The organism is Pseudomonas sp., from assembly GCF_036387035.1.
Lineage (GTDB): Bacteria > Pseudomonadota > Gammaproteobacteria > Pseudomonadales > Pseudomonadaceae > Aquipseudomonas.
In genome coordinates, this window is the sequence record NZ_DASVUM010000131.1 from 1 (window position 1) to 10,008 (window position 10,008).

Below are 10,008 nucleotides of genomic sequence, written 5' to 3' on the forward strand. Positions count from 1 at the left end.
GACAGCCAGCCCTTGCCAGTAGAACCTGATCATCGCCGTATCAGCGTAATCCGAAGCCCATACCCTTGAGCTCTGCAACGAGCGCTTCACGGCCATGCAGGCTGGAAACGCTGCGCAGCCGGCTAACGACCTGCTCCGACCACCCCGAAGCCTTCATGCCTTCACGTTCGTAGAAAGCACCCAGGCGCTCATCGTATTCAGCGAGCACGCCCTCCTCGCCGGCGGCCGAATAGGTCTCGTGATGCAGCACCGCGCGTTGAGGCAGTCTCGGCTTCACCTTGGCCGACCGCTCTGTGGACGGGTAGCCCACGCACAGGCCGAACACTGGATAGACGTGCGGGGGCAATTCAAGCGCTTTGGCGACGCCTTCGATGTCGTTGCGAATCGCACCGATGTACACACTGCCGAGACCAAGAGACTCAAGGGCGACGACGGCGTTCTGGGCGGCGAGGGCTGCGTCGATGGTCCCCAGCAAGAGGCTCTCAAGGTACGGAAGCGCCTCCAGTTCGACGTCGGCCTGTGCGGCAATCCGTGACACCCGGGAGAGGTCGGCGAGCCACACGAAGAACAGCGGCGCTTGATGGATGTAGGCCTGATTGCCTGCAAGTGCCGACAACTGACTCTTGCGCTCGCCGTCCTGAACGGCCACTACACTCCAGACCTGCAGATTCGAGGAAGTGGAAGCCGACTGCGCGGCGGTGACCAGCGTCTCGATGGTGCCTTCGGGCAGCGCCTGGTCAGTGAAAGCCCGAACACTTCGGTGGTCGAGCAATTGATCCAGGGTGTCGTTCCATTGCTTGAGCGGCGTGATGTCTGGCGCGCCGTAGCGGGCAGCCAGTTTGGGCTGGGCGGTTGCTGTCATCTGAGGTCTCCAAAGAAGGTCGAGACTACCAAATCATGCCCGGCGCGGCACATCTGTCTCGGACCTGGAGCGCGGCGCCTAGCTTTCGCCGAGATCCAATTTGGCTTGGGCGGCTACTCGTGCTCTGAAGGCACTCACTTTGGCAATTGTTCCGCAAGCCCGGCCATCCGCGCCTCCCTTGGACATACCGCACCAACGCTTACCGCCGTTGCGAGTGGTGTCATAGAAAGCCCAACGGCAATCGCCACACGTTTTAAGTCGCGACCACGTACCTGCCGAAATCGCATTGGCAACCACCGCAAGCGTATGGGCGATGTAACTGCTGTCGGCAGGTATCACGCGTAGCCGGGGCACGCCCTCGTCCGTAGATTCGACGTGCACTGACAGCGCTTCGTGTGAGAACCAGTCGTTCAGCAGATTGCGGTCATCGTCCAGGCCCTCGCACGATTTCCGTAAATCCGAGCGCAGCGCCAGCAGCCTCTCCAAGGTGTCGCTATCGGCCCGAGGGTGCCGCGAAAGCTCGTCACGCCAGCGTTCAGCGCTACCCCATAGCAGCTGCAGATCGTCCATTTCCATGCGCGTCTGGTTCGAAATCGACCACGTGTTAATGAAGCGCCTGACGCATTCGAGACCGTCAGGTGCTGCCTGATTCTGAGTTTGCATCGTCGCTCCTGTTGCAAAGGCCACCGATGTAAGTAACCATTAAAATAACATTGGTGGTTACGGGATCTCGACATGGCCAGGGAAGAGCACACCGATCAACCGATTTGGCCCCAAGATATTCGCAGATTGCTGTGGATGCAGGGAGTGATGAATACCTCCCATTTCATGACCATTCCGCTACTGGCGCTGTACATGTCAGCGAATCTTCAATTTGGCGCAGCGGCACTCGCGTCGGTGATGTCTGCCAATCTGCTTTGCGCGCAAGTGTTGCCGCTCGCTGCAGGCGCGGTTGCTGATCGGTTCGGCTCACACAGGATCATCACCTTGGGCCTGATGCTAAGGGGCTTGGGGTTTCTGGGGTTTGGCTGCTTCGACGGGGTGGGCGCCTGGATAGGCTGTGCAGTGTTGGCGGGTACGGGAGTCGCGTGCTACGAGGGCGGCGTGTATGGCCTGTTTGGCAGGCAACCCAGGGAACGCCTATCGGCTCTCTTCGCTTCCAATAACCAAATGCTGAACGCCGGAGCAGCGATAGGACCGATTATCGGCGGTCTCGCGGCCTTGGGGCAGATCCGTGTGGCCTTCGGTGTCAGCGCAATTTTGTTCATCCTTCTCAGCGCGGTTGCCCACCGGGCGAAGTTCGGCTCATCCGTGAGGTTCGTCAGGCAGCCCATGATGAAAAACGTGAAGGCAGCCGCTACACATGCAGGGCTCTGGCGGTTGATTGCGGTTTCATTGCCGTGGTTCTTCCTGTTCCCACAGCTTTACGTTGCATTCCCCATGTACGCGGGACAATTGGCAGGCCCTCATGCAGCGTCTGCCATTTACGTCCTCAATGGCGTTGTCGGGCTCGCCTTCATCATGCTGGCGAAGCGCTGGATGACCAGAGTAAATCCTGCATCCCTGACAACATGGGCTTATCTGGGAGCAGGATTCGCGTTCGCCAGTCTTGCTGTCCTGCAGGGGATCGAGTGGTTTCTGCTGTTCATCGTGGCCTACACAGTCATCGAAACCCTCCTGCTCCCCACGCTTGAAAGTATGACCGCGTCGTTGGCAACGGACGGTAGCCAGGGAACGTTTTTCGGGGTAATGAGTGCGGTGGGAGCACTTAGCGGCGCCGCTGGTTATTACGTGGGAAGCTGGCTCATCGTGAACCGCAGCCCTGCTGAAACGTGGTCAGCCTTGGGAAGCGTAGGGTTTCTCGGTTTTACAGTTTCCGTGCTGCTGCTTCGCAGGTCGCAGTCCAATGGGTCGTTACACTAGCCGGTCGCTCGAGCCTGCGGTTGCACCGAACCGCTGGACGTCGCGGCATAGCCGCCCTTTCAGATTTTCCATGGATGAATTGTGATGCTCAGATTTCTCGCGCTCGCCGCTGTGGCCATCGGTACGAACACCTGCATCGCCGATGAGGCACAAGACCAGGCGGGCGCCTTCGCCAAGATGTACGGATCGCTTTGCCTGCATAACCTGCCCGACCTTCAAGCCCTGCGGGACAAGCTGGCACCCATGCCCAAGCTTCCCCCCGACCAGGCAGCCCTGTTTCTCTCGAATGCAGCTGGAGACGCTTGGCCTGTGCCGGACAAGCGCGGTACGTTTGTACTGGCTTTGCCCACCGGGAAGAACCTGTGCGCCGTATATGCTCGCAGGGCGGACACGGACAGTGCCGCCAGCCTTTTCACAACGCTTGTGGCCAGCCCACCGCCGCCGTTTGTGGTGAAACGGGTGAGGGATGAGAGCAGACAGACTGCCGTGAACGGGATGACCCACACCGTCTCCTACGAATGGTCTGTCCCGAACAGTGCGCGAAAAATGCTGTTCACTCTCACCACTGCACCCTCTCCCACCGCAAGCATTCAGGCGCTTGGGACGGCCGCGATAGTCGGGCCGTGAGTCAGCCAAAATCCGAAGCGGCGCAGGCAGTCGCTTCTATCAAGACGACAGACTTCAATTGCAGGTGAACCGGTGGCCTATCAACCCTTGCAGTGCAGCCTTTACGACCTCATCGAAGTGTTTTGCATGCGCGGCTACGAGATTTTGATCGAGACGACCCAAACGAGCGTCATCCAGGGCCAGGCACTGACAACGCGAACCTCCTCGACTCAAGAAGAGTTCATCCAGGTGAAGTCACCACAGGGGTTGCAGGAGATTCGGCTGGACAAGGTCATTGCCATTACCGTCTTGTCGGAGGGCGCTGGCTTCGGGCGAGTCGAGTTCGGCGCCTGCCCCTGCGACATCGCCTGAACCCTGATACGGCCAGGCCACAACGTCGGGTCAGCGCACCAAGCGCTCAACCGTCAGTCACTCCAACCGAACGAGCATCAACACACACATTCCAAACCTCCATGCACCGCGCAACGCAGTGCCAGGAGGTTGTGATGAACACAGACATCCAGTTTCAAAGTGGCATCGGCGGCGACGATCCCATGCCGACATCACCCGACCCGCTGTCGCCTCGCCGAACCGACTTGAACCCGAGCGACCGGCCAGGCGTCGATGAGCTACCTCATAACGAGGGGGAAATACCGCTCGACACGGATGAGGAAGCCACGCGCCAGCAGAACATGCCGGATGTCGATGTGGCTAACGCTGAACTCGACGATCAGCCGAATCCGCGGTAAAAGCCGGCCAGGGGGCGACATCCATTTTCATGCGCCTGGCCGGAGCCGACGTGTCGGGGCGATGATGAATTCACCTACTGCTCACGACAACGTGTAGACAGGGCCCGAATCGGCTCGGATCCACGGCTCCTTCCAGATCATTCCTTGCAATGTCCGCGCTTCTTTTGGTGTTTGGTGCAATGCTTTTCATCTTCGCCATGCAGCCACTTATCCCGCTGCTCTTTTTCCCAAGGCGAAAGACATGCGTTGAAACCGCGTCCCCACCCTACCCTGTAACGCTCCTGAAGATGAGCCCGGGCGTCAGCATCCCGCGCCTTATACCCGGAACCGTGCTCCCGGGCGTCGCATCCCCTGTGAAACCCGTCTCCATAAGCCCCGGTTAGCGGGGCTGTCTGAAACCAGGCGCACCCACCTAGAGAAACCATTACGCACATGACAAGCCTGATACCGAGAAACGGTTTGGCCACAAAGCACTTCCCGTAGCGCAGAAAACTTAGGGGGAGAATCTACGCATGAGATCACGATGACATTACTTTGTTCGCCATGCACTGGGCGTTTCCAGCAATTTTTATCTGACGGTTAGACGGGTCTCAAACCGCCCCTCGCCCTCTTTATCGCGAGTCGAGCTTCATCCGCTTCAAGCCCGACGATCTGTTATGCACCGACCACTAGGCACCTGCGTCGACCTCGTTCTCGTCCGCAAACGCTTCTATCGTTTCAAGATCCAGAACGTCCAGATTGACCTGGGCGATCAGCGCCGAGAACGCCAGGTTCGCGGCAAGTACGCGAAGGTCCTCCGCCCACGCGGGTTGATAGACCGGTTTCTGTAGCCAACCAGATTCAAACAGCGGGGCCAGGCGCAAGGTATCGCCCAGATCGAGGCGCCCGGCGAACAGATGGCCTACCAACTCTGGCCGGCTGTCACGAATCGCTACGCGAAGCAGCGTGTGAACGCCGAGCAGTCCGGTCAGGTAGACGGCGTCCTTGGTGAACGCCGAGCCACCCTTCAGATCGGTTCCCCTGAATATCCTTTGAGCTGAGCGGAAGGACTCCTGCTCCGACTGGCCGGCTTCAAGAAAGCCCTCGAAGACTTGTACGAAATCAGCGCCGTCCAACGCCTGCTGGACCGCGAGGACGCGTAGGGCGAGACGACGCAGCCGCTTGATGTCCATGCTGCCCGTGACCAGTTCAGCCAGCGCAGCGATACCCTCCTGGGTCTGCGTCGTGCGTGGCGCACCCAGCCCCATGCTTTTCAAATTGGGTTGGAGCTTACCGTTCTGCGCGGTTGCGACATGTACAAAGGCTTCATGCTGCAGCAGTTGTTTTTTATCGAGTTCCGAAAAACGCGCGCGGGCACTCAGCCGAATCCGGCTAACCCCGGCAATCGCCTTGGCGGCCAGGGTGGCGTCGAGAACCACGGCAATGCGGCCGGGTCCGAAAAAGCGGTCGAGTTCCGGCTGCATCCAGGCGGCAAAGTCTTCTGCCGGGATTTGCGCGGGGCTTGGGGAAATCTCTCCGCTACGAAGAAGCGCATCAGTGGTCTTGATAAAGAATTGAGCCGCGCCGAGCGTGCTCAGATGCTGGCCCGGATACTTCAAGTCAGGACGCCGATACAGGGCTGCCGAGTGACGGGTGAAATCGGATGTACCAATGGCGCCGAGCATGCGTCCTGCCGTGGCATAGCTGTGCGCAGTCATGGCCAGGTATCGCCCGGCGGGATGGCCCTTGTCACAGCGGCCGATAAAATCTTCCAGCGCAGCGATCTCCGCATTCAGCTTGCGCGGCTGCAACTCGACCTTGGGTAACGCAGCACGCTTGGCACGCCAACGCTCAAGAAACCGTTCTTCGATCCCGTCTGGCCAGGCCAGGGCATCCAGCACGCGTATCTTGCGCGCCAGATCCGGTAGACAGGAATCGAGTTCGGACACCGATGCAGTGCTCATCGCAAAGCCCCGGTGGTTTGCATTCCACCGCGCGCCGGCGCTTCGATCGGCTCATACGGGCTGGAAGTGTTTTGAAGGGGTGCATTCATTTCGAGCTCCTCGGGCGGCGCGGCTTTCATCGCTGCTGATAAAGCTCCGAGACATTGGATGAAATCTCGTTCCCGGCGCGCCGTTCGGCAGGCGATAAGCGGCCAGTGCCTGCGACGCAAATGGAACCCTTGCCCGAATAACCTGAGCCAGGCCGCCCGGCGGCCACCTCGGGGTTCGAGGTGTATTCCCCATGTGGCTTGACTATCATGCGCGCTTTGTCTGAGCAAAATCGGGAAGCACTCATGACCCTTATCGACTGCCGCGGTACCGGGCTGGAACGTGGCCGGGCACACGGTGAATCTGCCCGGGCGCAAGTGGTTGCTGCCGTTGACCATTGGGCCCAGGCAACCCTGGCCAGCAACCCCTCGGCTGCCAGCATTGAGCAATACGCCAAAGGCATGCTGAGCAGCACAGGGCTGCTGAACACAGCCACGCGGCAAACCCCGGATTTGGTGGATGAAGTGCGCGGCATCGCTGAAGGCGCGGGGCTGCCCTTCGACGTGATCGCCGCCTATAACTTCATGGATGAGCAGTGGTGGTTCGACCTTCCCAAGCCGCCGCCTTGGGAGCCTGGTTGCAGCGTGCTCGGCCACACCACCGGCCAGCGAACCGTTCTGGCGCAGCACATGGACCTGCCGGCGTTCATGGACGGCTCCCAGGTGGTGTTGCGCCTGGCTGCAAACGACCAGCCTGAAGCCCTGGTGTTAAGCGCCGCCGGGCTTATCGGCCTCACCGGGGTGAACCGCGCGGGCGTAGGCGTGTGCGTCAACACCTTGCTGATGCTGCGCCACCAGCCCGATGGCCTGCCGGTCGCTTTTGCGCTCCGTCATGCGCTGGCCCAACACACCGCCGAGGCGGCGGATCAGGCGCTGCATGCATTGGATCACGCCAGCGGCCAGCATTACCTGGTGGGCGACCGCCATGGCCTCTACAGCCAGGAGTGCTCTGCCAGCGGCTGCGCGGTGGGCCCCAGGGTTAAGACCGGTACCGTGAGCCACACCAACCACCCGTTGCACAGCCAGGACATCAACCCGCAGGGCCTTGCACTGCTCGAATCGGTTGGACGAGTGGCCAACTCCGAAGCGCGCCTGGCATGCCTTGACGATAACCGGGCCTTGGCGGCCGAAGCCTCTGCGGTAATGGCCTTGCTGTCGCGCACCGATGTTCCGCTGGCCATCAAGCCCGGGCCCAGGACCCGCACCCAGACGTTCGGCTCGGTTGTGTTCGAGCTGGCTGACCAGGCCCAGGCATCCTTCTGCCTGGGCCAGCCAGGTACGCAGCCGTGGCAGCAGGTGCGGTTCCTGTCCTGATCAGCGGTGCCGGAATCTGGTTTCACGCCGTTTAGACCCGGCAGCCCGCGTGGGAATACGCGTACCACTTCAAGCAGGGGGAGTGGACAACCACAAGAGCTGTTGATCCATAGAGCGAGCCAGTCTGAGCTGACGATTCCAGCCAGCCGTTAGATGCCTGCATGCATCCCCCGCTGTTTGAACGACAGCTTGACGCCTGGAAGCTGACGGCCGGTTATCAAGTTCAGGACGAATGCGCAGATAACCCGTTAGCACAGATCAACCCTCTCGCAACACTGTTCAAGGACCGAACCATGACGCCGCCCTCCTCCGGTCGTTACCTCGCTCAACCTCGACTGCAACTCCTTTGGGAACCCCTGTGCGTTTCCATCGCCGCCAGTATCGGGGTGCTGGCCATCAATGGCACAAGCACCGCCAACCTTGGCCTGAGTGCGGCGCTGGTTGCGTCGGGCATCGCTGCCGGCATTTGGTCTGCACGGTCTCGGCAACGGACCTGCGAGAAAGCCGTCGCCGACGCTATCGCCCAGCACACCCTGGACCAGGCCAACACCCTCGCAGATCGGGCGAGCGTACAACTCAATGAGGTCATGCTCGGCGCGATGCCGATCTGGGCCAAACAGGTCGAAAGCTCGCGCCAGCAGACTGAAACCGCCATCGTATCGCTGACCAGCCGCTTCACCGGCATCTCCTCGCGCCTTGAAGAAACCGTGCAAGCCTCGCAACTCGCTGCCGGCGAACTGGCGGGCAGCGGCGGTGGCGGTGCCGTACAGGTCCTGGCGCAAAGCGAAGACGAACTGGTCAAGGTGATCGACTCGCTGAAATCCACCCAGGCAAGCCGCGATCAAACCCTGGCACAAGTGCATAACCTGACCGCCTACACCGGTGAACTGCGGACCATGGCCGCCGATGTGGCGGCGATTGCCGCGCAAACCAATCTGCTCGCGCTGAACGCCGCCATCGAAGCGGCCCGTGCAGGCGAAGCCGGGCGCGGTTTCGCCGTAGTGGCCGATGCGGTGCGGGCCCTGTCGAGCAAGTCCAGCGAAACCGGGCAACAAATGTCCGCCAAGGTTGACGTCATCAATACGGCCATCACTCAGCTGGTGCAGGCGGCGTCCAGCGGCGCCGATCAGGACAGCCAGTCGGTGGCGGTGTCCGACGGCACCATTCAGCGCGTACTGGAGCGGTTCAAGAACGTGACCGGGCGACTGGCCGATTCGGCGGACATGTTGCAGCGGGAGAGCTTCGGCATCCGCGACGAGCTTGCCGAAATTCTCATGAGCCTCCAGTTTCAAGACCGGGTCAGCCAGATCCTCTGCCATGTGCGGGACAACATCGAAGACTTGCACGGCCACCTGCACCAGGCCAGTCAGTCCCCGGATGACCCCGCCTCCATCGATGCCCGGCAATGGCTGGCGCGCATGGAAACCACCTATGCCACTGACGAGCAACGCCGCACTCACCACGGCGACTCGTCAGCGCAACAGCGTTCACAAGAGATAACTTTCTTCTAGGAGAGCCGGTAATGGCTAAAAGTGTATTGGTTGTCGACGACTCCGCGAGCGTTCGGCAGGTGGTCGGTATCGCCTTGAAAAGCGCAGGCTACGACGTGATCGAAGCCTGCGACGGCAAAGACGCGCTGGGCAAACTCAACGGTCAGAAAATGCACCTGATCATCAGCGACGTGAACATGCCGAACATGGATGGCATCACCTTCGTCAAGGAGGTCAAGAAGCTGGCCGGGTACAAGTTCACCCCGGTGATCATGCTCACCACCGAATCCCAGGAATCGAAAAAGCAGGAAGGCCAGGCCGCGGGCGCCAAGGCCTGGGTGGTCAAGCCGTTCCAGCCGGCGCAGATGCTGGCGGCGGTATCCAAGCTGATTCTCCCCTGATGACCGGAGGCTTCAATGCCGCTGCTTTATGAAGCCCGCGACGACACGGCGCACGTGGAGGTTGACGGCGAGTTGACGATCTACACCGTCGCCGATCTTGGCGCGCAGCTGTTACCGCGCCTGGGCGGCACACCGCATCTGGCGCTGGACCTTTCCCAGGTCACCGAGATGGACGGCGCCGGTCTGCAATGGCTGATGCTGATCCAACGCGAAGCCCGCAGGGCCGGTACGCAACTGACAGTCAGTGGCCAGAGCAAGGCGGTGGTTGAAGTACTCGCTCTGTGCAATCTGGTTGCATAGAGACACGTCGGACACGACAAAGGATATGAGCGTGAGCATCAATCTGGATCAGGCACAAGCGACGTTCATCGTCGAAGCGCGGGAACAGCTGCAGGCCATGGAAGAGTCCCTGCTGCAACTGGAAACCGACCCGGGCGACGACGACGCCATTGGCGCGATTTTTCGCGCGGCCCACACCATCAAAGGTTCAGCCGGCCTGTTCGGCCTGGACCTGATCGTGAGCTTCACCCATATCGTCGAAGACGTGCTTGATCGCCTGCGCGACGGCAGCGTCACCGTGACGCCGGAACTGATCGCCGTGCTGCTCAAATCCGGCGATCACATGCTCGAACTG

Annotated in this window: 12 protein-coding genes; 9 read left to right on the forward strand and 3 right to left on the reverse strand. The window is 60.7% G+C overall.

Features of this window, described 5'->3' with window-relative positions; translation table 11 throughout:
* Window positions 1–40: 40 nt before the first annotated feature.
* Entirely contained in the window at window positions 41–862 is an 822-nt protein-coding gene (nfsA, locus tag VF672_RS12685; RefSeq protein ID WP_331104935.1) for an oxygen-insensitive NADPH nitroreductase, read from the reverse strand.
* 78 nt (window positions 863–940) lie between these two features.
* On the reverse strand, window positions 941–1,525 hold the full coding sequence (locus VF672_RS12690) for a CGNR zinc finger domain-containing protein (protein ID WP_331104936.1): 585 nt from the start codon (window positions 1,523–1,525) through the stop codon (window positions 941–943).
* A gap of 72 nt (window positions 1,526–1,597) precedes the next feature.
* On the opposite strand from VF672_RS12690, the gene VF672_RS12695 reads away from it, so the two are divergent.
* The 4 genes from VF672_RS12695 to VF672_RS12710 all read left to right on the forward strand — a co-directional run bounded on the left by VF672_RS12695 (window position 1,598) and on the right by VF672_RS12710 (window position 4,140).
* Complete coding sequence (locus VF672_RS12695) at window positions 1,598–2,785, forward strand: MFS transporter (RefSeq protein WP_331104937.1); 1,188 nt, start codon at window positions 1,598–1,600, stop codon at window positions 2,783–2,785.
* An 84-nt stretch (window positions 2,786–2,869) separates the two neighbouring features.
* The gene (locus VF672_RS12700; RefSeq protein WP_331104938.1) at window positions 2,870–3,412 is read left to right on the forward strand and encodes an NMCC_0638 family (lipo)protein; all 543 of its coding nucleotides are present in this window, start codon (window positions 2,870–2,872) and stop codon (window positions 3,410–3,412) included.
* 72 nt (window positions 3,413–3,484) lie between these two features.
* Window positions 3,485–3,763, forward strand: a complete 279-nt coding sequence (locus VF672_RS12705) for a Rho-binding antiterminator (protein WP_331104939.1) — start codon at window positions 3,485–3,487, stop codon at window positions 3,761–3,763.
* Window positions 3,764–3,897: 134 nt separating this feature from the next.
* Complete coding sequence (locus tag VF672_RS12710) at window positions 3,898–4,140, forward strand: hypothetical protein (RefSeq protein WP_331104940.1); 243 nt, start codon at window positions 3,898–3,900, stop codon at window positions 4,138–4,140.
* Window positions 4,141–4,808: 668 nt separating this feature from the next.
* Here the strand turns inward: VF672_RS12710 and VF672_RS12715 are convergent.
* Complete coding sequence (locus VF672_RS12715; RefSeq protein WP_331104941.1) at window positions 4,809–6,083, reverse strand: tyrosine/phenylalanine carboxypeptidase domain-containing protein; 1,275 nt, start codon at window positions 6,081–6,083, stop codon at window positions 4,809–4,811.
* A 332-nt stretch (window positions 6,084–6,415) separates the two neighbouring features.
* Between VF672_RS12715 and VF672_RS12720 the strand changes: the two genes are divergently transcribed.
* The 5 genes from VF672_RS12720 to VF672_RS12740 form a co-directional block, all read left to right on the forward strand.
* Window positions 6,416–7,483, forward strand: a complete 1,068-nt coding sequence (locus VF672_RS12720) for a C45 family peptidase (protein ID WP_331104942.1) — start codon at window positions 6,416–6,418, stop codon at window positions 7,481–7,483.
* Window positions 7,484–8,082: 599 nt separating this feature from the next.
* Window positions 8,083–8,994 carry a methyl-accepting chemotaxis protein gene (locus VF672_RS12725; protein WP_414705601.1) on the forward strand — a complete coding sequence of 304 codons (912 nt, stop codon included), beginning with the start codon at window positions 8,083–8,085 and terminating at the stop codon, window positions 8,992–8,994.
* Window positions 8,995–9,005: 11 nt separating this feature from the next.
* Window positions 9,006–9,374, forward strand: coding sequence for a response regulator (locus VF672_RS12730; protein WP_331104944.1), 369 nt, complete (start codon window positions 9,006–9,008; stop codon window positions 9,372–9,374).
* 15 nt (window positions 9,375–9,389) lie between these two features.
* On the forward strand, window positions 9,390–9,674 hold the full coding sequence (locus VF672_RS12735; protein ID WP_331104945.1) for an STAS domain-containing protein: 285 nt from the start codon (window positions 9,390–9,392) through the stop codon (window positions 9,672–9,674).
* Between the two features lie 31 nt (window positions 9,675–9,705).
* On the forward strand, window positions 9,706–10,008 hold a 303-nt coding region (locus VF672_RS12740), incomplete at its 3' end, for an Hpt domain-containing protein (protein WP_331104946.1).

Coding starts and splice junctions, on each gene's coding strand:
- VF672_RS12720 (WP_331104942.1), top strand. CDS start 6,416: ATGACCCTTATCGACTGCCGCGGTACCGGGCTGGAACGTGGCCGGGCA.
- VF672_RS12700 (WP_331104938.1), top strand. CDS start 2,870: ATGCTCAGATTTCTCGCGCTCGCCGCTGTGGCCATCGGTACGAACACC.
- VF672_RS12715 (WP_331104941.1), bottom strand. CDS start 6,083: ATGAGCACTGCATCGGTGTCCGAACTCGATTCCTGTCTACCGGATCTG.
- VF672_RS12730 (WP_331104944.1), top strand. CDS start 9,006: ATGGCTAAAAGTGTATTGGTTGTCGACGACTCCGCGAGCGTTCGGCAG.
- VF672_RS12690 (WP_331104936.1), bottom strand. CDS start 1,525: ATGCAAACTCAGAATCAGGCAGCACCTGACGGTCTCGAATGCGTCAGG.
- VF672_RS12695 (WP_331104937.1), top strand. CDS start 1,598: ATGGCCAGGGAAGAGCACACCGATCAACCGATTTGGCCCCAAGATATT.
- VF672_RS12735 (WP_331104945.1), top strand. CDS start 9,390: ATGCCGCTGCTTTATGAAGCCCGCGACGACACGGCGCACGTGGAGGTT.
- nfsA (WP_331104935.1), bottom strand. CDS start 862: ATGACAGCAACCGCCCAGCCCAAACTGGCTGCCCGCTACGGCGCGCCA.
- VF672_RS12710 (WP_331104940.1), top strand. CDS start 3,898: ATGAACACAGACATCCAGTTTCAAAGTGGCATCGGCGGCGACGATCCC.
- VF672_RS12725 (WP_414705601.1), top strand. CDS start 8,083: ATGCCGATCTGGGCCAAACAGGTCGAAAGCTCGCGCCAGCAGACTGAA.